The 20,088-nt window shown below is 74.1% G+C and carries 19 protein-coding genes and 1 pseudogene; 14 read left to right on the top strand and 6 right to left on the bottom strand.

Annotated elements, in window-relative coordinates; genetic code table 11:
- The first annotated feature begins 177 nt into the window (after positions 1–177).
- From alr to tsaE, 3 genes are all read left to right on the top strand, one after another.
- Complete coding sequence (alr, locus tag AQJ58_RS13105; RefSeq protein WP_067249131.1) at positions 178–1,344, top strand: alanine racemase; 1,167 nt, start codon at positions 178–180, stop codon at positions 1,342–1,344.
- 135 nt (positions 1,345–1,479) lie between these two features.
- Positions 1,480–2,736: an alpha/beta fold hydrolase gene (locus AQJ58_RS13100; RefSeq protein ID WP_067249128.1), complete on the top strand. Its 1,257-nt coding sequence runs from the start codon at positions 1,480–1,482 to the stop codon at positions 2,734–2,736.
- Positions 2,702–3,214, top strand: a complete 513-nt coding sequence (gene tsaE, locus AQJ58_RS13095; protein ID WP_067249122.1) for a tRNA (adenosine(37)-N6)-threonylcarbamoyltransferase complex ATPase subunit type 1 TsaE — start codon at positions 2,702–2,704, stop codon at positions 3,212–3,214. Before AQJ58_RS13100 ends, tsaE begins: the two co-directional genes overlap by 35 nt.
- Before the next feature lie 14 nt (positions 3,215–3,228).
- Here the strand turns inward: tsaE and AQJ58_RS13090 are convergent, their stop codons facing one another.
- Positions 3,229–3,408, bottom strand: a complete 180-nt coding sequence (locus AQJ58_RS13090; protein ID WP_067249116.1) for a hypothetical protein — start codon at positions 3,406–3,408, stop codon at positions 3,229–3,231.
- Positions 3,409–3,542: 134 nt separating this feature from the next.
- A complete protein-coding gene (locus tag AQJ58_RS13085) occupies positions 3,543–4,091 on the bottom strand; it encodes a hypothetical protein (RefSeq protein WP_067249114.1) in 549 nt (182 codons plus the stop codon).
- Between the two features lie 120 nt (positions 4,092–4,211).
- On the opposite strand from AQJ58_RS13085, the gene tsaB reads away from it, so the two are divergent.
- The 4 genes and pseudogenes from tsaB to AQJ58_RS44365 all read left to right on the top strand — a co-directional run.
- Positions 4,212–4,865: a tRNA (adenosine(37)-N6)-threonylcarbamoyltransferase complex dimerization subunit type 1 TsaB gene (gene tsaB, locus AQJ58_RS13080; protein ID WP_067249112.1), complete on the top strand. Its 654-nt coding sequence runs from the start codon at positions 4,212–4,214 to the stop codon at positions 4,863–4,865.
- Positions 4,862–5,431 carry a ribosomal protein S18-alanine N-acetyltransferase gene (gene rimI / locus AQJ58_RS13075; RefSeq protein ID WP_234360035.1) on the top strand — a complete coding sequence of 190 codons (570 nt, stop codon included), beginning with the start codon at positions 4,862–4,864 and terminating at the stop codon, positions 5,429–5,431. Before tsaB ends, rimI begins: the two co-directional genes overlap by 4 nt.
- Positions 5,424–6,557: a tRNA (adenosine(37)-N6)-threonylcarbamoyltransferase complex transferase subunit TsaD gene (tsaD, locus tag AQJ58_RS13070; protein ID WP_067249110.1), complete on the top strand. Its 1,134-nt coding sequence runs from the start codon at positions 5,424–5,426 to the stop codon at positions 6,555–6,557. Before rimI ends, tsaD begins: the two co-directional genes overlap by 8 nt.
- A pseudogene (locus AQJ58_RS44365) lies at positions 6,554–6,802 on the top strand (hypothetical protein); the annotation flags it as partial. The gene tsaD and the pseudogene AQJ58_RS44365, both read left to right, overlap by 4 nt.
- 341 nt (positions 6,803–7,143) lie before the next feature.
- On the opposite strand, the gene AQJ58_RS13055 reads toward AQJ58_RS44365, so the two are convergent.
- The 3 genes from AQJ58_RS13055 to AQJ58_RS13045 form a co-directional block, all read right to left on the bottom strand.
- The gene (locus AQJ58_RS13055) at positions 7,144–8,085 is read right to left on the bottom strand and encodes a DUF3592 domain-containing protein (RefSeq protein ID WP_067249108.1); all 942 of its coding nucleotides are present in this window, start codon (positions 8,083–8,085) and stop codon (positions 7,144–7,146) included.
- Positions 8,082–9,545 carry a M48 family metallopeptidase gene (locus AQJ58_RS13050; RefSeq protein WP_067249106.1) on the bottom strand — a complete coding sequence of 488 codons (1,464 nt, stop codon included), beginning with the start codon at positions 9,543–9,545 and terminating at the stop codon, positions 8,082–8,084. The genes AQJ58_RS13055 and AQJ58_RS13050 overlap by 4 nt, the downstream gene beginning before the upstream one ends.
- A gap of 75 nt (positions 9,546–9,620) precedes the next feature.
- On the bottom strand, positions 9,621–11,939 hold the full coding sequence (locus AQJ58_RS13045) for a beta-xylosidase/alpha-l-arabinosidase (protein WP_067249104.1): 2,319 nt from the start codon (positions 11,937–11,939) through the stop codon (positions 9,621–9,623).
- 128 nt (positions 11,940–12,067) lie between these two features.
- Between AQJ58_RS13045 and AQJ58_RS13040 the strand changes: the two genes are divergently transcribed.
- The 4 genes from AQJ58_RS13040 to AQJ58_RS13025 all read left to right on the top strand — a co-directional run bounded on the left by AQJ58_RS13040 (position 12,068) and on the right by AQJ58_RS13025 (position 16,461).
- A complete protein-coding gene (locus AQJ58_RS13040; RefSeq protein WP_067249102.1) occupies positions 12,068–13,114 on the top strand; it encodes a LacI family DNA-binding transcriptional regulator in 1,047 nt (348 codons plus the stop codon).
- Between the two features lie 81 nt (positions 13,115–13,195).
- Positions 13,196–14,539 carry a glycoside hydrolase family 10 protein gene (locus AQJ58_RS13035; RefSeq protein ID WP_107122031.1) on the top strand — a complete coding sequence of 448 codons (1,344 nt, stop codon included), beginning with the start codon at positions 13,196–13,198 and terminating at the stop codon, positions 14,537–14,539.
- A 219-nt stretch (positions 14,540–14,758) separates the two neighbouring features.
- Positions 14,759–15,115, top strand: a complete 357-nt coding sequence (locus tag AQJ58_RS13030; RefSeq protein ID WP_067249100.1) for a YciI family protein — start codon at positions 14,759–14,761, stop codon at positions 15,113–15,115.
- 47 nt (positions 15,116–15,162) lie between these two features.
- Positions 15,163–16,461: an RNA polymerase sigma factor gene (locus AQJ58_RS13025; RefSeq protein ID WP_420712152.1), complete on the top strand. Its 1,299-nt coding sequence runs from the start codon at positions 15,163–15,165 to the stop codon at positions 16,459–16,461.
- Positions 16,462–16,486: 25 nt separating this feature from the next.
- On the opposite strand, the gene AQJ58_RS13020 is transcribed toward AQJ58_RS13025, so the two are convergent.
- Entirely contained in the window at positions 16,487–17,680 is a 1,194-nt protein-coding gene (locus AQJ58_RS13020) for a class I SAM-dependent methyltransferase (RefSeq protein ID WP_067249728.1), read from the bottom strand.
- Between the two features lie 138 nt (positions 17,681–17,818).
- Here AQJ58_RS13020 and AQJ58_RS13015 point away from each other — a divergent pair, with 138 nt between their 5' ends.
- From AQJ58_RS13015 to groES, 3 genes are all read left to right on the top strand, one after another.
- Positions 17,819–18,751, top strand: a complete 933-nt coding sequence (locus tag AQJ58_RS13015; protein ID WP_079078895.1) for a polysaccharide deacetylase family protein — start codon at positions 17,819–17,821, stop codon at positions 18,749–18,751.
- Complete coding sequence (locus tag AQJ58_RS13010) at positions 18,748–19,524, top strand: polysaccharide deacetylase family protein (protein ID WP_067249097.1); 777 nt, start codon at positions 18,748–18,750, stop codon at positions 19,522–19,524. Before AQJ58_RS13015 ends, AQJ58_RS13010 begins: the two co-directional genes overlap by 4 nt.
- A gap of 214 nt (positions 19,525–19,738) precedes the next feature.
- A complete protein-coding gene (groES, locus tag AQJ58_RS13005) occupies positions 19,739–20,047 on the top strand; it encodes a co-chaperone GroES (protein WP_039652762.1) in 309 nt (102 codons plus the stop codon).
- The last annotated feature ends 41 nt before the right edge of the window (positions 20,048–20,088 follow it).

Below are 20,088 nucleotides of genomic sequence, written 5' to 3'. Positions count from 1 at the left end.
TGGCGGACGCCCAGGCCCCGGCGCGGGGTGCGCCCGTACGGGGTGGCGGGCGTGCCCGGCGGACGTGATGGGCGCGGCCTCGTGGGACGTCCGAGACGTACGGCGGCGAAAGGCGGACGGGGTCGCTGCGGCCCGGCACTCCGGAGCTCCGCGGGGCCTCTGAGACACTGGGCGGCGATGAGTGAGAACGCCGTGACCCCTTCCGCCCCGCCGCGCGCCCGTGCCGAGATAGACCTGGGCGCGCTGCGGGCCAATGTGCGCACCCTGCGCGCCAAGGCGCCGGGGGCCGCGTTCATGGCGGTGGTCAAGGCCGACGGGTACGGGCACGGCGCCCTCGCCTGCGCCCGCGCAGCCGTGGAGGCGGGCGCCGGGTGGGTGGGGACCGCGACCCCCGAGGAGGCGCTCGCCCTGCGCCGGTCCGGGGAGCTGCCGGCCGACGTCAGGATCATGTGCTGGCTCTGGACGCCCGGAGGGCCCTGGCGGGAGGCCGTCGAGGCCGACCTCGACGTGTCCGTGAGCGGGTTGTGGGCCCTGGAGGAGGTCGTGCTCGCCGCGCACGCCGCGGGCAGGCCCGCGCGGGTGCAGCTCAAGGCCGACACCGGGCTCGGCCGCAACGGATGCCAGCCGGGCGAGGACTGGGAACGGCTCGTCGCCGCCGCGCTGGAGGCCGAGGCGGGCGGGCTGCTGCGGATCACCGGGCTGTGGTCGCACTTCGCCTGCGCCGACGAGCCCGGTCACCCGTCCGTCCCGGCCCAGCTCGCGCTGTTCCGGGAGATGGTCGCCCACGCCGAGGCACGGGGCGTACGGCCCGAGGTGCGGCACATCGCCAACTCGCCCGCCACCCTCACCGTCCCCGAGAGCCACTTCGACCTGGTCCGGCCGGGCGTCGCGATGTACGGCCTGTCGCCCAGCCCCCAGCTCGGCTCCGCCGCCGACCTCGGGCTGCGCCCGGTGATGACGCTGGCCGCCTCGCTGGCGCTGGTCAAGCAGGTGCCGGGCGGACACGGCGTCAGTTACGGGCACCACTACGTGACCCCCGGCGCGACCACCCTCGGGCTGGTGCCGCTGGGCTACGCCGACGGCATCCCCCGGCACGCCTCCGGCACCGGACCCGTCCTCGTGGCCGGCAAGTGGCGCACGGTCGCCGGGCGGATCGCCATGGACCAGTTCGTCGTCGACCTCGGCGGGGACGAGCCGGGCGTGGGCGCGCAGGCCGTGCTGTTCGGGCCGGGCGACCGCGGGGAGCCCACCGCCGAGGACTGGGCGCAGGCGGCCGGAACCATCGGGTACGAAATCGTCACGCGCATCGGAGCACGCGTTCCGCGCGTCTATGTGAACGAGTGACGAAGCGGGTAACCCGCGGGTAGGACATTGCTTCGGCAGCTCCGACAGCCGTGACACAGGCTGCGGGGCACGCTGTGGACGAGCACCGTGTAAGCACCTTGTGGACGAGCACCTTGTGGACTGGAGGAGCGGTACGTGAGCGAGAGCAGTGCGGAGGCAGTGGCGGACGCCGCCTCGGCGGCCGTCGCCGTCGTCTCCGCCACGGGGGCGGCCGGGGGCTGGCGCCGGGCGACCGGTATCGCCGGCGCCGCGATAGGCGTGATCGCCGCGGGCGCCGCGGCCGGGGTCGCCATCGAGCGGATGACCGTGGGCCGCGGGATACGGGCCAAGGCCCGGCTCGCCCTGGACTCGGCGGGGCCGTACGGGGGACTGCGCGGCACCCCAGGCAGGGCGATCGCGGACGACGGCACCGAGCTGTACTACGAGGTCGACGACGTCGAGCCGCAGGGCGGGCCCGCGGGGCGGCGGCGCCGGCTGTTCGGGCGCAAGGCGCCCCTTCCGGTCACGGTCGTCTTCAGCCACGGCTACTGCCTCACGCAGGACTCCTGGCACTTCCAGCGGGCGGCGCTGCGCGGGGTCGTCCGGACCGTGCACTGGGACCAGCGCAGCCACGGCCGGTCCGCGCGCGGGGCGGACCAGCTCCGCGACGGCGTACCGCTCACCATCGACCAGCTCGGGCGGGACCTGCGGGCCGTGATCGACGCGGCCGTACCGGAGGGGCCGATCGTGCTGGTCGGGCACTCCATGGGCGGGATGACCGTGATGGCGCTGGCCGCGCAGTACCCGGAGTTCGTGAGCGAGCGGGTGGTCGCCACCGCCTTCGTGGGTACCTCCTCCGGCCGGCTCGGCGAGGTCAACTTCGGGCTGCCGGTGGCCGGGGTCAACGCGGTACGGCGGGTGCTCCCCGGGGTGCTCAAGGCGCTCGGGCAGCAGGCCGCGCTGGTGGAGAAGGGGCGGCGGGCCACCGCCGATCTGTTCGCGGGGATCATCAAGCGGTACTCGTTCGCCTCGAAGGACGTCGATCCGGCCGTCGCCCGGTTCGCCGAGCGGATGATCGAGGGGACGCCGATCGATGTCGTCGCCGAGTTCTACCCGGCCTTCACCGAGCACGACAAGACCGAGGCGCTCGGGCTGTTCACCGGCATGCCGGTGCTCGTGCTGGCGGGCATCGGGGACCTCGTCACGCCCAGCGAGCACAGTGAGGCGATCGCCGATCTGCTGCCCGAGGCCGAACTCGTGCTCGTCCCGGACGCCGGGCACCTCGTGATGCTGGAACACCCGGAAGTGGTCACCGACCGCCTCGCCGACCTCCTCACCCGCGCGGGTGCCGTCCCGGCAGGGGCTACCGTGGGGGGCTATGGAAGCACCAGCGGCACCGCACAACCCGGCTGAGATCGAGCTGACCGTCACCTCCCCCGAACAGATGCGGGAGCTGGGCCGCCGCCTGGCCAAGCTGCTGCGGGCCGGTGATCTCGCGATGCTCAGCGGGGAGCTGGGCGCGGGCAAGACGACTCTCACCCGGGGGCTGGGGGAGGGGCTCGGGGTGCGCGGGGCCGTGACCTCGCCGACGTTCGTGATCGCCCGCGTCCACCCCTCCCTCGGGGACGGTCCGCCCCTCGTCCACGTCGACGCCTACCGCCTCGGCGGCGGGCTCGACGAGATGGAGGACCTCGACCTCGACGTGTCCCTGCCCGAGTCCGTGATCGTCGTGGAGTGGGGCGAGGGCAAGGTCGAGGAGCTGACCGACGAACGCCTCCAGGTCCGCATCCACCGGGCCGTCGGCGACACCACGGACGAGGTGCGCCACGTGACCGTCGCCGGACTCGGCGCCCGCTGGGCGAGCACCGATCTGAGTGTGCTCGCGGCCTGAGGCGGACGTGTGTCCTACGCCGCCCGGGGGTGCGCGGCCGGCTTTCCCGTGGTGGTCGGGTCCGGTAGGCGCGGGGGTGTCGAGACGGCCTCGGCCGCGGCGCACGACGTGAGCAGCTCGCGCATGGACACCCCGGCGAGTGTGAACAGCCGGGGCGGCCGGGCGTCGGTGGTCTGGGGCTCGTCGGCCGGCATGGCGCCTCCCGGGGACAGGGGCTGGTTAGGTTCACCTAACCAGCCCTGGGATACCATGTGACCACGCACAACACGCCGTACGCAACATTTTGCCGACCGGTTGTCGGAAACCTTCAGCCGGTTCGCGGTCGGCGTCACCGGATCACGACGACCCGCTGCCCGATCGTCGCGAAGTCCCACATCGCGTCCCCGTCCGGCCGGGTCTGCCGGATCCCGCCCGTGCGCACCGTCGCGTCCGGCGCCGGGACGAAGGACTTCACCGCCGCGCTGAAGCCGATGACCACGTCGTCCACCGTGGCGAAGCGGACGACGTGCTCCACCGGGGTGCCGTCGGTGCCGGTGACACGGCCCGAGCGGGAGGTCACCGCGTAGCGGCCGGGCGGCGGGTCGACCCGGCCCGGGGTGACGTGGAAGGTGCGTTCGACGTTGCCCGCCATGCCGACCAGCCACACCCGGTCGTCGTCCAGCGAGTACACGACCCGCCGGCCCGTGCCCGAGTTCCCGGGCAGCGCGGCGGGGTGCGCCCGGTCGCGCGGCGCCTTGCGGGCGGCGGCGGGGGTGGCCGCCTCGGACGCGGCGAGCCCCGGGGGTACGTTCGCGGAGGCCTGGTAGGCGAGGAACCCGACCGTCGCCACGGCCGCCGCCGTGAGCCCGGCGACCAGGGTCGAGCTGCGGACTGCCACCGGCGATCACCCCATGAAAAGAAAAATTGTCTTATGTCCTGTTTCCTGGTGACCGTAGCAGCCGTCACGGGCTCCGCCCGGACATCCGACACAGGCGCCCGGGAGCCGTAGGCTGTTTGCGTGCTCTTGCTCGCTCTGGATACCGCCACCCCCGCCGTCACCGTCGCGCTCCACGACGGCACGGACGTCATCGCCTCCTCCAGTCAGGTGGACTCCCGCCGGCACGGCGAGCTGCTGCTGCCGGCCGTCGACCGACTGCTCGCCGAGGCGGGGCGCGCCCTGGACGCCGTCACGGCGATCGTCGTCGGGGTCGGCCCCGGCCCCTACACCGGCCTGCGCGTCGGGCTGATGACCGCCGACACCTTCGGCCTCGCGCTCGGCGTCCCGGTGCACGGGCTGTGCACCCTCGACGGCCTCGCGTACGCCTCCGACCTCGAAGGACCCTTCGTCGTGGCGACCGACGCCCGGCGCAAGGAGGTCTACTGGGCGCGCTACGACGACTCCCGCACCCGGGTCACGGAACCCGCCGTGGACCGGCCCGCCGACATCGCCGACCGGGTCGCCGGGCTGCCGGCCGTCGGCGCGGGCGCGCTGCTGTACCCGGACACCTTCCCCCACGTACACGAGCCCGAGCACGTCTCGGCGGCGGCCCTGGCCTCCCTGGCCGCCGAACGGCTGGCGGCCGGCGCGGACCTGCCCGCCCCGCGCCCGCTGTACCTGCGTCGGCCGGACGCCCAGGTCCCCAAGAACTACAAGGTGGTCACCCCCAAGTGACCGAGGCCGTGACTGCGCGCCTGCGCGAGATGCGCTGGTGGGACATCGATCCCGTGCTGGAACTGGAGAAGGACCTCTTCCCCGAGGACGCCTGGTCGAGGGGCATGTTCTGGTCCGAGCTGGCGCACGCCCGGGGGGCCGAGGCGACCCGCCGCTATCTCGTCGCCGAACAGGACGGACGGGTCGTCGGGTATGCCGGGCTCGCCTCCGCCGGCACGGAGGGCGACACGGGCTCCGCCCGGGGCGCCGACGTCCAGACGATCGCCGTCGCCCGCGAGCAGTGGGGCACCGGCCTCGGCAGCCGGCTGCTCACCGAGCTGCTGAAGGCGGCGACCGCCTTCGACTGCGCCGAGGTGATGCTGGAGTGCCGGGTCGACAACGTCCGGGCGCAGAAGCTGTACGAACGCTTCGGCTTCGAGGCGATCGGCTTCCGGCGCGGCTACTACCAGCCCGGCAACGTGGACGCCCTGGTCATGCGCCTGACCGACCCGGCGGCCTCCCTGCGCCAAGAAGCGGCGTCCCCGCGCCACGAAGAAGACGACCAAGGAACCGACACCCATGGCTGACGAACCCCTCGTCCTCGGCATCGAGACCTCCTGCGACGAGACCGGCGTCGGCATCGTCCGGGGCACCACCCTGCTGGCCGACGCCATCGCCTCCAGCGTCGACGAGCACGCCCGCTTCGGCGGGGTCGTCCCCGAGGTGGCCTCCCGCGCCCATCTGGAGGCGATGGTCCCCACCATCGACCGGGCGCTGAAGGAGGCGGGCGTCAGCGCGAAGGACCTCGACGGCATCGCCGTCACCGCCGGGCCCGGCCTGGCCGGCGCGCTGCTGGTCGGGGTCTCGGCGGCGAAGACGTACGCCTACGCCCTCGGCAAGCCCCTCTACGGCGTCAACCACCTCGCCTCCCACATCTGCGTCGACCAGCTGGAGCACGGCCCGCTGCCCGAGCCGACGATGGCGCTGCTGGTCTCCGGCGGCCACTCCTCCCTGCTGCTGTCCTCCGACATCACCTCCGACGTCCGTCCGATGGGCGCCACCATCGACGACGCGGCGGGCGAGGCCTTCGACAAGATCGCGCGCGTGCTGAACCTGGGCTTCCCCGGCGGGCCGGTCATCGACCGCTACGCCCGTGAGGGCGACCCCGGCGCCATCGCGTTCCCGCGCGGTCTGACCGGTCCGCGCGATCCCGCGTACGACTTCTCCTTCTCCGGGCTGAAGACCGCCGTCGCCCGCTGGATCGAGGCGAAGCGGGCGGCCGGCGAGGAGGTGCCGGTGCGGGACGTGGCGGCCTCCTTCCAGGAGGCGGTCGTGGACGTCCTGACCCGCAAGGCCGTCCGGGCCTGCAAGGACGAGGGCGTCGACCACCTCATGATCGGCGGCGGGGTCGCCGCCAACTCGCGGCTGCGGGCCCTGGCCCAGGAGCGCTGCGAGAAAGGGGGCATCCGGCTGCGGGTGCCCCGCCCCAAGCTGTGCACGGACAACGGCGCGATGGTCGCCGCCCTGGGCGCGGAGATGGTCGCCCGGGGCCGCGCGGCGTCCGGCTGGGACCTCTCGGCGGACTCCTCCCTGCCGGTGACGGACCCGCACGTCCCCGCCCCCGGGCACAGCCGGGACCACGCTCACGACAACGGCCGGGCTCACGACCACGACCATGTGCACGAGGCCGCCAAGGACAACCTCTACTCATGACGGTCGCACTGATGTGGGAGGCCCGGGCGGTCCGGGGGCGGGGCGCCGACCTGCTCGCCTGGGCCGAGGGCCGGCTGCTCGCGGAGCGCCCCCTGCGCCGCGAGACCTTCCGCGCCCCGCAGGACCGGGTCCTCGTCATCACGTGGTGGGACGCGGAGTACGACGCCGCGCTCCCCGAACTCCCCGACCCGGCGCCCGACCTGGTGTCCCGTCCGGTCCACCGCTGGCGCTTCACACCGGTCGAGCGGTCCTGGTACGCCGTGCGCTGCGTCTTCCGCCACGGCCCCCTCGGCGTCTACGAGGAGCGCGTCACCCTGTGGACCGCGGGCTCCCCCGACGAGGCCGTCGCCCGCGCGGAGGCCGAGGCGGCCGAGTACGGCGAGGGCCTGGACGGCGTCGAGTACGTCCGGTTCGCCGAGGTCTTCACCCTCGGTACGGCCCCCGGCGAGGGCACGGAGGTCTTCTCCCTCATGCGCGCGAGCACCCTGCCGCCGGGGGCGTACGTGGAGCGCTTCTTCGCCACGGGCGCCGAGCGGACGGACGGCTGACGGTCACCGCACTGGCCGGGACGTTCGAAACACACCCTCTAGGGCTGCGGCGCCGACAACAGCCACACCGAGCCGGTCAGGGTCGCGCAGGCCAGGACTGAGGACAGGGTGCCGGTCAGGGTCGGGCCCGTCATCACCAGGCCCAGGACGAGGCCGAGGAGGGTGCCCAGGCCGGTGGCGGAGGCGGCCTCGTGCCAGGGCGGTGCGGCCGCGGTGCCGGGCGGCAGGACGAAGGCGTCGCGGAGGTCGGTGCGCATCGCGTCGTCGTCGAGGACGGCGCCGGACGGGGGATGGTCGCGCAGCCGGCCCAGCGGGACCAGCCGGGTGCCGTCGGGCAGGGCCGCGACGGTGCGGCGGCCGGTGCCGTGCACGGTGAGCGGGAGTTCGGCCGGCGCCTCGTGCAGGGCGGGGTGCCACATGATCCGCTGCCAGCGGGTACGGCCCTCGGGGTACGTCAGTTCCAGCCAGGTGCCCCGCGACGCGCGCCAGGCCGCCCGGCGGGTGCCGGTGCGCACCCGGGCCGTGGTCGGCCGGCCGGGCCGGCGGGCGGCCAGCCGGAAGCGCAGGCCCCGCCAGGGCCAGACCAGGGTCAGCGGCACGGCCACGGCGGCGCCCAGGAAGACCGGGACGATCAGATCGTCCTCCTCGGCCGTCTCCTGCGGGTCGGCCGGGAAGCCCTGGGGGTCACCGGCGGCGGGGTCGTAGGCGACCGGGAAGTCCTCGCCCTCGGCGTAGCGGCCGGTGTCGTAGACGCCGAAGCGCTGCACGTGGGTGCGGCCCGTGCCGTCGGTCCAGCGGACGCGGACGTCCAGGTCGTCGCCGATGCCGTCCTCGACGACCACGCCGGTCGTCCGGGCCGTGGCCCGGTCCCGGGCGTCCACGTAGGCGTCGGCGCGCAGGCCGAGCCACCCGGCGAACAGGGCGTATCCGGCGAGGGTGACGGCGATGCCGAGGAGGGCCGTGCGCAAGGGGGTGCTCATGCGGGCGTCTCCTCAGTGCTCTCGCTCGTGCTCCGCAGGAGGGCGCGGGCGGCGGTCGGGTCCGCGGTCGTGACGGCCTCGGTGAGCAGGTCGTCGAGGTCCACCGTCCGGCCGTCGGGGGACGTCAGGACCGTGTGCGTCCAGCGGCCGGCGGGGGTCCAGCCGGCGGTCTCCAGGACCTCGGCCAGCGCTGCGGCCGTCGCCGCCGTGCAGACCTGGCGGGCCAGGAGGGGGCGGACGGCGCGGGGGACCCGGCGCAGTCCGGGCTCCAGCCGGCGGGCCAGCCCCGGCCAGCTGCCCTCGGCGAGCGTGTCCAGGGCCGCGGTGACCGCCGCCTCCGGGGTGTCGTGCCCGGTGGCCTTGAACAGCCGGGCGGTGCGGGAGTCGTCGCCGAGGCCGCGCAGTTCGTCGGCGGGCAGACCGAGCAGCCGTACCGCCTCCAGGTCGTCCTCGCCCTCGCCGTCCTGGTGGGTGAGACGCCGGACGCACCAGCGGGCGATCTCCGGTGCGTCGCGCAGCGGGACCGGCGAGTCGCCGTACGTTCCCGTGCCCGGAAGCGTCGGCAGCGCGGCCAGGCGGACCGGCTCGGGCGGGTGGTCGGCCGCCGCGTACGGGTCGATCGCGTCCTCGTCGGCGGCGGCGCGGGCGGCGCGGCGGGCCACGTGCGGGTCGGCGAGGGCGGCGTCGAGGGCGTCGTAGAAGTCCTCGGGCCAGGCGTCCCGTTCGGCGAGGTCGGCCAGCCAGGGTTCGCCGAGGCCCTCGAAAACCGCGTGCAGCCGGACGGTCCGCCGCAGCGCCTCCGTGGTGGCGTCGGTGCCCGCGATCCGGGCCGCGTCGGCGTCGGCGGCCGTCTCCGCCTGCCAGAAGTCGGGCTGCGAGGCGCGCAGAAGGGGTGCGGCCAGGGGCGCCAGGGGGCGGACGGGGGCGTCCAGCCGGTCGGCGAGGCGGGCGCGGGCGTAGCGCAGGAGGGTGGCGCGGCGGCTGTCCACATGGCGGTGGTGGGCCAGCTCATGGGCGATGACGGAGGCGAGTTCGGCCTCCGTGAGGGTGCGCACCAGGGGCAGGCCCAGGAAGAGGACGTGGGTGCGCACCCCGCTGACCCGGGCCCGGCCGAGGGAGGCCTCGACGGCCGGGACGATCCGGACCAGGAGAGGCGCGCGGAAGCCGAGGCGGTCGGCCACGTCCCGGACGAGCGCGGCCAGTTCGGGTTCGTCGTCGGGCCGCACGGCCCGGCCGGGCAGCGGGCCGCGGTCCCGGGCGACGGCGCCGGTGATCCCGGACCAGAACAGCAGCACGGGGGCGAGCGCCGACCAGTCCGGGCCCCAGAGCAGACAGGCGGTGAGCAGGGCCGCGCCGACGACGACCGTGGGCAGCAGCCCGACGGTCAGCAGGGCGGCGGCCAGCAGCCACTGCCGGGCGGCCGTGTGCCAGGGGGGCGGTTGCGGTATGGGGGTGTCCATGGGGGCGGTTCCCGTCACGCGCCGGGTTGCAGGAGGTCGGCGGATTGTGACACACGGGCACCCACCGGGCACACCTCAGTTTCGTACGACCTCCGTTTCGCAGCGCAGCCGCCGGTCGGCCCCCACCTCGCGCACCGGGCCCGTCAGCCGCAGCCGGGCCGTGCCCCGCACCAGCGCGCTGGACGTGCCCAGCCGCAGCTCCAGCTCGCCCGGTTCGACGACCCGGCGTCCCGCGCGGTCGGTGAAGGCGGACAGGTCGGTGTGGAAGCGGAAGGTGACCCGGGCGGACTCGCCGTCGGCGAGGTCGAGCCGCTGGTAGCCGATCAGCCGGACGTCGGGGCGGGTCACGCTCGCCACCGGGTCGTGCAGATACAGCTGGACGACCTCGGTGCCCGGCCGGGGCCCGGTGTTGCGGACGGTGACGGACAGGTCGTACGAGCCGTCCGTGCCGATCTCCGTCACCGGTGTCCGCGGGCCGCCGCCGGTGAAGTCCTCCCAGACGAAGGAGGTGTACGAGCGGCCGTGGCCGAAGGCGTACAGCGGGGTCGGGTCCAGGCTGCTGACCTCGCCGGCCAGGCCCAGGGGCGGCTGGAGGTAGGTCCAGGGCTGGCCGCCGGGCAGGCGCGGCACGCTGACCGGGAGGCGGCCGGAGGGGTTGAGGCGGCCCGACAGCACGCCGGAGACCGCCGGGCCGCCCTCCTCCCCCGGGAAAAAGGCCTGGACGATCGCGCCGAGCCGGCCGTGCCAGCGGCCGAGCGCGTAGGGGCGGCCGGTGAGCAGCACCAGGACCACGGGGACGCCCGTGGCGACGAGCGCGTCCAGCAGTTCGCCCTGGACGCCGGGCAGGGTCAGGTCGGCCACGTCGCAGCCCTCGCCGGAGGTGCCCCGGCCGAACAGTCCCGCCCGGTCGCCGAGCACCGCCACGCACACGTCCGCCTCGGAGGCGCGCGCGATGGCCTCGGCGAAGCCGGAGGGGTCGGGGTCGGAGACCGGGCAGCCCTCGGTGAACGTCACCTTGGCGTCCGGGAGTTCGGTGCGCAGGGACTCCAGCAGGGTGGGGATCTCGATGCCGGTCTCCACCCCGGGGTGGTGGGGCAGGACATGGGAGGGGAAGGAGTAGCAGCCGAGCATCGCCAGGGCGTCCGCCGCCCGTGGGCCGACCACCGCGATCCTGGTGTCGGGGGCGAGGGGGAGCAGTCCGGTGGGGTTGTCCAGCAGGACCACCGACTCCTCCGCCAGCCGGCGGGCCAGCGCGCGGTTCGCGGCCGGGTCGAGGTCCACGGACTCCGGGTGCTCGGGCTGCCAGTCCTCGTCCAGCAGGCCGAGTTCGCATTTCTGGAGCAGGACCCGGCGGCAGGCCCGGTCGACCAGGGCCTCGGGGATCTCGCCCGCGCGGACCGCCGCGACGAGCGCCTCGCCGTAGTGCTTCACCGTGGGCAGTTCGACATCGATGCCCGCCTCCAGCGCGAGGCGCGCCGTCTCGGCGGGGGTGCCCGCGACCCGGTGCAGGGTCTGGAGGAAGCCGATGCCGAAGTAGTCGGCGACGACCGTGCCGGTGAACCCCCACTCCTCGCGCAGCAGGCGGGTCAGCAGCTCCGGGTCGGCGGAGGCGGGGACGCCGTCGCGTTCGGTGTAGGCGGCCATCACCGAGCGGGCGCCGCCCTCGCGCACCGCCATCTCGAACGGGGGGAGCGTGACGTCCGCGAACTCGCGGGTGCCCGCCCGCACCGGGGCCAGATTGCGGGCGCCGGCGGAGGAGGCGTACCCGGCGAAGTGCTTGAGGGTGGCGACGACCCCGGCGGACTGAAGGCCCCTGACGTAGGCCGTGCCGATGGTGGCGACCAGGTACGGGTCCTCGCCGATCGTCTCCTCGACCCGTCCCCAGCGCGGGTCGCGGACGACGTCCAGGACGGGGGCCAGGCCCTGGTGGACCCCGACGGCGCGCAGGTCGTGCCCGATCGCCCGGCCCATCTCCTCGACCAGCGACGGGTCGAAGGCGGCGCCCCAGGCCAGCGGGACCGGGTAGGCGGTGGCGCGCCAGGCGGTGAACCCGGCCAGGCACTCCTCGTGGGCGAGGGCCGGGATGCCGAAGCGGCCCGCCGCGGCGATCCGGCGCTGGGCGGCGGCCAGGGCGCGGGCGCCGGTCGACGGGTCGACGGGGGCGGTGCCGAAGGGGCGGGTGAGCTGGCCGAGCCCCAGGGTGATCAGGTCGTCCCACTCGTAGTCGGCGGTCATGTCGTGCTGGTGCGGGGCGACTCCCCCGCCGTCCGTCGAGGCGCCGACCCACACGCCGTACAGCTGGGCGGTCCTCTCCTCCAGGGTCATCCGGGAGAGCAGGTCGTCGACTCGGGCGGCGGCGCTCAGAGCACGGTCACGCCAGGGGGCGGTGGTCATGAAACTCCTGTCCCGGGGGATCCTGTCCCGAAGGATTCGAATGTTTCGTAACACACTTCGAATGTTCCGGGAACCTATGGCGCTGCGAGGGGTTAGTCAAGAGGCCGCGCGGGGATACGATCGCCGCCATGACACGCTCCGAGCCCGCTGAAACGCGTCCGCAGACCGCCACACTCGCGGAGATCGCCCGCGAGGCCGGTGTCTCGGCCCCGACTGTTTCGAAGGTCCTCAACGGCCGTGCCGACGTCGCGCCCGCGACCCGCACCCGTGTCGAGGAACTGCTGCGCGCCCACGGCTACCGGCGACGGCGGGCCGAGGCGACCCGTTCGCCCCTGATCGACCTGGTCTTCCACGAACTGGAGAGCGCCTGGGCGATGGAGGTCATCCGGGGCGTGGAGAACGTGGCCCGCGACGCCGGGCTGAGCGTGGTGCTGAGCGAGAGCGCCGGCCGGCTCACCCCCGGCCGGACCTGGGCCGACCAGGTCGCCGCCCGGCGCCCGCACGGGGTGGTGCTGGTGCTGTCCGGCCTCGACGAGTCCCAGCGGGCGCTGCTGACCAGCCGCACCATCCCGTTCGTCGTGATGGATCCGGCCGGCGACCCGGGCGCGGACGTGCCCTCGATCGGGGCCACCAACTGGCAGGGCGGCCTGGCCGCCACCCGGCATCTGGTGGAGCTCGGGCACCGGCGGATCGGGGCGATCAGCGGACCCCCGCAGATGATGTGCAGCCGGGCCCGGATCGACGGCTACCGGGCCGCCCTGGAGACCGCCGGGCTGCCGGTCGAGCCCGGCTTGATCAAGACCGGCGACTTCCACCACGAGACCGGCTACCGGCTCGGCCGTGAGCTGCTGGACCGCCCCGACCGGCCCACCGCCGTCTTCGCCGGCAACGACCTCCAGGCCCTCGGCGTCTACGAGGCCGCCCGGGAGCTGGGGCTGCGGATCCCGGAGGACGTCAGCGTGGTCGGCTTCGACGATCTGCCGGTGGCGCGCTGGGTGGGGCCGCCGCTGACGACCGTACGGCAGCCGCTGACCGAGATGGCGGAGGCGGCCGCCCGGCTGGTGCTGGAGCTGGGGCGGTCGGCGCAGGAGGCGCCGGCCGCCACCCGGGTGGAGCTGGCGACGAGCCTGGTGGTGCGCACGAGCACCGCGGCGCCGCCCGTGGCCGGAAGTTGACGTATTGACGGGTGTGGTGGGCGCCTCCACACTCCACCGAAGTCAATCGGTTGCACGGCCGAAACTTTCGGAGGCACCCGCATGAGATCTCTGAGAACAGGCCTGTCCCTGACCTCCCTCGTGGCCGGCCTCGCGCTGCTGCTCACGGCACCCGCCGCCCACGCGGCCGACACCCCCCTGCGCGACCTCGGCGCCGCCAAGGGCAAGGTCGTCGGCACGGCGGTCACCGGCTCCAAGCTCACCGGCACCTACGGCGACCTCGCCGGGGCGCAGTTCTCCTCGCTGACCCCCGGCAACGCCATGAAATGGGAATCGGTGGAGCCCGCCCAGGGCTCCTTCAACTGGGCCGAGGCCGACCAGATCGTCGCCTTCGCCCAGGCGCACAACCAGCAGGTGCGCGGTCACACCCTGGTCTGGCACAACCAGAACCCGAACTGGCTGACCAACGGCAGCTGGACCCCGGCCCAGCTCACCACCCTGCTCCAGAACCACATCGGCACCGAGGTCGGCCGCTACAAGGGGAAGATCGCCGCCTGGGACGTCGTCAACGAGCCCTTCAACGAGGACGGCACCTACCGCCCGACCCTCTGGTACAACGGCCTCGGCACCGACTACATCGCGAAGGCGCTGACCTGGGCGCGGGCCGCCGATCCGGCCGCGAAGCTCTACGTCAACGACTACAACGTGGAGGGCGTCAACGCGAAGTCGACCGCCCTGTACAACCTGGTCAGGTCGCTGAAGGAGCGGGGCGTCCCGATCGACGGGGTCGGCCTCCAGGCGCACCTCATCCTCGGGCAGGTCCCCTCGACGCTCCAGCAGAACATCCAGCGCTTCGCCGACCTCGGCGTGGACGTGGCGATCACCGAGCTGGACATCCGGATGAACCTGCCCTCCGACAGCGCCAAACTCGCCCAGCAGAAGGCCGACTACAAGGCCGTCACCGCCGCCTGCGTGGCGGTGGCGCGCTGTGTGAACCTCACCGTCTGGGGCTTCGCCGACTCCGACTCCTGGGTGGAGAGCACCTTCCCGGGGCAGGGCGCGGCGACGCCGTACGACGGGAACTACGCGCCGAAACCGGCCTACTACGGCATCGCGGAGGCGCTCGGCGGGACGAGTACGCCCCCGCCGACCGGCGGGTGCACGGCGTCGTACGGCGTGGGCAGTCAGTGGAACACCGGATTCACCGGGAACGTGACGATCTCCTGCTCGGGTGCCTCGCTGTCGTCCTGGAAGGTGACCTGGACGTACGGCGCCGGGCAGCAGATCACCCAGGCCTGGAACGCCACCTGCACCCAGTCGGGGGCGGCCGTGTCCTGTGCGAACGCCCCGTACAACGGGACCGTGCCGGACGGGGGTTCGGTGAGCTTCGGGTTCAACGCGAGCTGGAGCGGCAGCAATCCTGTGCCGACGGTGACCCTGGGCTGAGCATCGCCGTCCCGGCCGGGCCGGCGGTCCCCCGTGCTGCGGGCCGCCGGCCCGGACCGGCACCAGCCCCACCGTGCTCCCCCTCCCACCTGCGCGGACGCGCGCCCCGAAGAAATCTCCGGGAAAATTCGGCGAGGGTGTCGATCCGGCCGTCCCCCGTTCGACGCAGGGGTGAGAGGCCGGGAAGGACCCGGTCGCCGTGAGCCCTGAGGAGCCACCATGCCGCGCTATCTGTCGCTCGTGAAGATCGATGAGAACTCCGTCCCCGCCGAGGGCCCCAGCCCCGAGCTGATGCAGCGGATGGGCGAGCTGATCGAGGAGGTCACCAAGGCCGGCGTCATGCTCGACACCGCCGGGCTGCTGCCGTCCGCGCAGGGCACCCGGGTGCACTGGGAAGGCGGCCGGATCTCCGTCACCGACGGGCCGTTCACCGAGGCCAAGGAGGTCGTCGGCGGGTACGCGATCATGCAGTGCAAGGACCGCGCCGAGGCCATCGAGTGGGCCACCCGGTTCCTGAAGGCGCACGAGGAGTTCTGGACCGTCACCTGCGAGGTGCGGGAGATCGCCGAGGGATGAGCCCGTCCGCTGTGCGGACCCGCGGGCAGGGTGTTCGATGGTGGGTTGTGGAACCACAGCCCGCCGTCGAGCCCCGGCCCGCCATCGGCCCCCGGACCGCCGTCGACCCCCGGACCGCCATCGAGACCGTCTTCCGCCTGGAGTTCCCCCGGGTCGTCGCCGCCGTCACCCGGGTCGTCCGGGACGTCGGCATCGCCGAGGAACTCGCGCAGGACGCCCTCGTCGCCGCACTGGAGCAGTGGCCCGGGGACGGCGTCCCCGACCGGCCCGGCGCCTGGCTCACCGCCGCCGCCCGCCACCGCGCCGTCGACCTCGTCCGCCGCCGGGAGAACTACGCCCGCAAGCTCCGGGAGATCGGCCGCACCCTGGAGGACACGCCCCCGCCGCAGGAACCGCCGGACCCGGACGCCATCGACGACGACCTGCTCCGGCTCGTCTTCACCACCTGCCACCCCGTGCTGTCCCCGGAGGCCCGCACCGCCCTCACCCTGCGCCTCCTCGGCGGTCTGACCACGGCCGAGATCGCCCGCGCCTACCTGGTCCCCGAGCCCACGGTCGCCCAGCGCGTCGTCCGGGCCAAGCGGACCCTCGCCACCCGGAACATCGCCTTCGAGGTGCCGTACGGCCCCGACCGCGAGGCCCGGCTCGGCTCGGTCCTCGACGTCATCTACCTGATCTTCAACGAGGGCTACGCGGCCACCGCGGGCGACGACTGGCTGCGCCCCGCGCTGTGCGAGGACGCGCTGCGCCTGGCCCGGCAGCTCGCCGCGCTCATGCCCAAGGAGCCCGAGGTGCACGGCCTGGTCTCCCTGCTGGAGTTCCAGGCCGCCCGCACCGCCGCCCGCACCGCCCCCGACGGCACCCCCGTCCTCCTGAAGGACCAGAACCGGCGCCGCTGGAACCGCATGCTCATCGGCCGCGGCATCACCGCCCTGGACCGGGCCGGCGCCACCTCCCCCGGGGCCCCGGGCCCGTACGCCCTCCAGGCCGCCATCGCCGCCTGCCACGCCCACGCCCCCACCTACGAGGACACCGACTGGACCGCCATCGCCACCCTCTACGCCCTGCTGGCCGCCCGCGCCCCGTCCCCGGTCGTCGAACTCAACCGCGCGGTCGCCGTCTCCATGGCCGACGGACCGGGCCCCGCCCTGGAGATCGTCGACACCCTGGCCGCCGGATCCGCCCTGAGCGACTACCACCTGCTGCCCAGCGTCCGCGGCGACCTCCTGCTGCGCCTCGGGCGTACGGCCGAGGCGCGGGCCGAGTTCGAGCGGGCGGCGGCCCTGGCCCGCAACGAACGGGAGCGGGAGCTGCTGCTGGCCCGGGCGGCCGGCTGCGAGGCGTGACCCTCGCCCCGTTCCGGTCCCGGCCTCAGGACGCGCCGTCGGCGGTGGCGTCCGGAGCCGGGCTCCCGAGCAGCATCGTCGGGGCCCCGGCCACCCGGGTGAGGAACACGGTCACCGCGTGCGGCCCGTGTCCCTTCGGCAGCACCTTGCGGCGCAGCTCCTCCGGCTCCACGGCCGAGCCGCGCTTCTTCACGGTCAGGATCCCGACCTCCCGCTCCCGCAGCAGCGCCTTCAACTTCTTTACGTTGAAGGGGAGTTGGTCGGTGATCTCGTAGGCGGTGGCATAGGGGACCGGTCGCAGGGTGTCGGCGGTGACGTACGCGATGGTCTCGTCGACCAGCCCGCCGTCCAGCTCCCGGGCCACCTCCGCGACCAGATGGGCGCGGATGACGGCGCCGTCGGGCTCGTAGAGATAGCGGCCGAGGGGCCGGACGTGCGGGTTCGGCAGGCCGGTGCCGCGCAGGGTCCGCGGGCCCGGCAGCAGTGTCGCGCGCACGGCCCCCGGCTCGGTGCCGAACCACAGGACCGCCTCCTTCACGTCCCCGCCGTCCGAGATCCATTCCGCCTCGGCCTCGGCCGGGATCGCCTCGTGCGGTACGCCGGGCGCGATCTTCAGCGCGGCCCGGGGCGCGGCCAGGGCGGCGCCCACCGCCCAGGACAGCGGCGGGGAGTACGCCTCGGGGTCGAAGATCCGCCCGCGTCCGCCCCGCCGCGCGGGGTCCACGAACACGGCGTCGAAGCCGGCGGTGTCCACCTCGGTGACGTCCGCCTCCCGTACGTCGATCAGATCGGCGAGTCCGAGCGCCTCGGCGTTGGCCCGGGCGGCCGCCGCCGTCAGCGGGTCGCGGTCCACGGCCAGCACCCGGATGCCCGCGCGGGCCAGCGCGATCGCGTCGCCGCCGATCCCGCAGCACAGGTCGGCCACCGAGGTCACGCCGAGCTCCTTGAGGCGTCCGGCGCGGTACGCCGCCACACTCGCCCGCGTCGACTGCTCCACCCCGTGGGGCGTGAAGAACATCCGCCCGGCGTCCTCGGCCCCGAACTTCGCCACCGCCCGCTGCCGCAGCCGCGCCTGCCCGAGCGCCGCCGACACCAGCGCGGCGGGATGCTCCCGGCGCAGCCGGGTGGCGACCGCGAGTTCGTCGGAGGGGTCGGTCCCCCGCACGGCGTCGAGCAGAGCGAGGCCTTCGGGAGTGAGGAGGGGGGCGAGGTCGGTCACGGGGTCATTGTCGGTCATCGCCGGGCCGGGGGCGGGTCGGTCCGGTGCGGTGCCCGTGTGGGCCGGTCGGGGGACCGTCGGTCCCCGGCGGCGGTGTCGGGGCGGGGCGCGGGGACGGGGCTGGGAAGATCCGGCGCCATGGGAGCAGTCGTACAAAATGACAAAAAGGGCGCTTCTCTGGCCGCGCTGCGCGGCGGCATCGCGCTCCTGGTTCTCACCGCGATCGTGGCGGGCTGCGCCGAGGGCGGCGACCGTGAGGGCGGTGCCCCGGCCCCCGGCCAGCAGGCAGGCGAGGCCGCGCCCCCGGTCCGGGCACTGCACTCGTACGCGGAACGGCTGCGCGCCGAGCAGACGGCCCGGGTCGCCGCCGCCCGGCGCTGGGGCCTGAAGCAGGTCCCGCTCACCCCGCCGCCCCCGCCCGCGAGGAAGCCCCGGATCACCACCCGGGACGGCTTCGAGGTGCGGGGCCACGAGGAACTCGGCCTCCCGCCCGTCTTCACCTCGGTCCCCACCCGGGACCGGGTCGTCTTCCTCACCATCGACGACGGCGCCGAGAAGGACCCGCGGTTCCTGCGGATGATGAGCGAGCTGAGGATCCCGTACACCGCCTTCCTCAGCGACTACCTCATCAGCGACGACTACCCGTACTTCAAGAAGATGCAGGCCGCCGGGGTGACCCTGAACAACCACACCCTCCACCACCCCTCCCTGCGCGGCCTGTCCTACCGGCGGCAGAAGCACGAGATCTGCGGCATGCAGACCGTCCTCGGCGAGCGCTACGGCAGGCGCCCCGTCCTCTTCCGCCCGCCCTACGGCACTTACGACCGCGACACGCTGGTCGCCGCGAAGGCCTGCGGGGTGAGGTACGCCCCGCTGTGGGACGAGGAGGTCTTCGTCGACCACTGGGAGTACCGCGAGGGGGACCGCGACCTCCACCCCGGCGACATCGTCCTGAGCCACTTCCGCGGCCGGGGCGAGTGGCAGGGCACCATGCCCGACATGGTCCGCCGCTTCCTGAACAAGGTCACGGCCGAGGGGTACGCGGTCGCCCGCCTGGAGGACTACCTGTGAGGACGCGTGCGCTGATCGCCGTACTCCTGGCGCTGGCGGTGACGACGCTGACCGGCTGCGCCCAGTCCGTCGACCCGATCGAACGCCTGGGCAAGAAGGCCGCCCAACGGGTGCGCCCCCTCTCCCAAGGTCCGGGCAGCCCCGGCAGCCCCGGCGGTACCGGCCGCCCGGGCCGCTCCGGGCAGGAGCCCCTCCCGCCGGTCGTCGACCGCGTCCCCACCCGCGACAAGGTCGTCTTCCTCACCTACGACGACGGCGCCGAACGCGACCCCCGCTTCATCGACCTGGTCCGCGAACGACGCCTGCCCATCAGCGTGTTCCTCACCGACAGCGTGGTCGGCCCCGGCTACGGCCACTTCGCCCGGCTGCGCTCCGTCGGCGCGACCCTCCAGAACCACACCCTCGACCACGCGGCCCTGCGCGGACTGCCGTACGCCGGCCAGCGTGCCGAGATCTGCGGCCAGCAGGACAAGCTCCACGCCCGCTTCGGCGTGCGCCCCCGCCTGTTCCGCCCGCCCTACGGCACGTACGACACCACCACCCTGCGCGCCGCCGCCGACTGCGGCATCACGGCCGTCGTCCTGTGGCGCGCCGCGCTGGGCCCCGCCGGGCTCACCTACCCGCACGGCGCCCCCGGCCTGCGCCCCGGCGACATCGTCGCCCTCGACCCGGACGAGTCCACGGGCCCGAGCCTGCGCGAACGGACCACGGCACTGCTGCGGGTGCTGCGGGAAAGGGGCCTGACGGTGGGGAGGCTGGAGGACTACCTGTAGGGGTGCGCGAGCCGGGAAATCGTCCCGACGCGCCACGGGGATTAGCAGTCCGCTTGACCGAGTGCTAATCGCGGTCATAGTCTCGGCTCTGGCACTCCCCACTGGAGAGTGCCAACAACGCGACGGGCAGGTCCGGCACCCGCGACGACGGATCCACCTGGTCGCCACCTCAGACAGTTAACCCCGTGAGATCTCCGAAGGGGGAGGTCGGATCGTGACGACCGCCAGCTCCAAGGTTGCCATCAAGCCGCTTGAGGACCGCATCGTGGTCCAGCCGCTCGACGCCGAGCAGACCACGGCCTCCGGCCTGGTCATCCCGGACACCGCGAAGGAGAAGCCCCAGGAGGGCGCCGTCCTCGCCGTGGGCCCGGGCCGCTTCGAGAACGGCGAGCGCCTGCCGCTCGACGTCAAGGTCGGCGACGTCGTCCTGTACAGCAAGTACGGCGGCACCGAGGTGAAGTACAACGGCGAGGAGTACCTCGTCCTCTCGGCTCGCGACGTCCTCGCGATCATCGAGAAGTAGTTCTTCACCCGAGCACACATGCGTGCTTGAAGCTTGATGCT

This window comes from Streptomyces sp. DSM 15324 (assembly GCF_001514285.1).
Classification (GTDB): domain Bacteria; phylum Actinomycetota; class Actinomycetes; order Streptomycetales; family Streptomycetaceae; genus Streptomyces.
Note: the sequence above shows the minus strand (reverse complement) of the source record. Positions and strands in the feature narration are given on the sequence as shown.

What these genes read in the sequence shown, in the direction of transcription:
- AQJ58_RS13035 (WP_107122031.1), top strand. Translation starts at nt 13,196, where the DNA reads ATGAGATCTCTGAGAACAGGCCTGTCCCTGACCTCCCTCGTGGCCGGC.
- AQJ58_RS13030 (WP_067249100.1), top strand. Translation starts at nt 14,759, where the DNA reads ATGCCGCGCTATCTGTCGCTCGTGAAGATCGATGAGAACTCCGTCCCC.
- AQJ58_RS13045 (WP_067249104.1), bottom strand. Translation starts at nt 11,939, where the DNA reads ATGACCACCGCCCCCTGGCGTGACCGTGCTCTGAGCGCCGCCGCCCGA.
- AQJ58_RS13055 (WP_067249108.1), bottom strand. Translation starts at nt 8,085, where the DNA reads ATGAGCACCCCCTTGCGCACGGCCCTCCTCGGCATCGCCGTCACCCTC.
- AQJ58_RS13040 (WP_067249102.1), top strand. Translation starts at nt 12,068, where the DNA reads ATGACACGCTCCGAGCCCGCTGAAACGCGTCCGCAGACCGCCACACTC.
- AQJ58_RS13050 (WP_067249106.1), bottom strand. Translation starts at nt 9,545, where the DNA reads ATGGACACCCCCATACCGCAACCGCCCCCCTGGCACACGGCCGCCCGG.
- AQJ58_RS13090 (WP_067249116.1), bottom strand. Translation starts at nt 3,408, where the DNA reads ATGCCGGCCGACGAGCCCCAGACCACCGACGCCCGGCCGCCCCGGCTG.
- alr (WP_067249131.1), top strand. Translation starts at nt 178, where the DNA reads ATGAGTGAGAACGCCGTGACCCCTTCCGCCCCGCCGCGCGCCCGTGCC.
- tsaE (WP_067249122.1), top strand. Translation starts at nt 2,702, where the DNA reads ATGGAAGCACCAGCGGCACCGCACAACCCGGCTGAGATCGAGCTGACC.
- AQJ58_RS13015 (WP_079078895.1), top strand. Translation starts at nt 17,819, where the DNA reads ATGGGAGCAGTCGTACAAAATGACAAAAAGGGCGCTTCTCTGGCCGCG.
- tsaD (WP_067249110.1), top strand. Translation starts at nt 5,424, where the DNA reads ATGGCTGACGAACCCCTCGTCCTCGGCATCGAGACCTCCTGCGACGAG.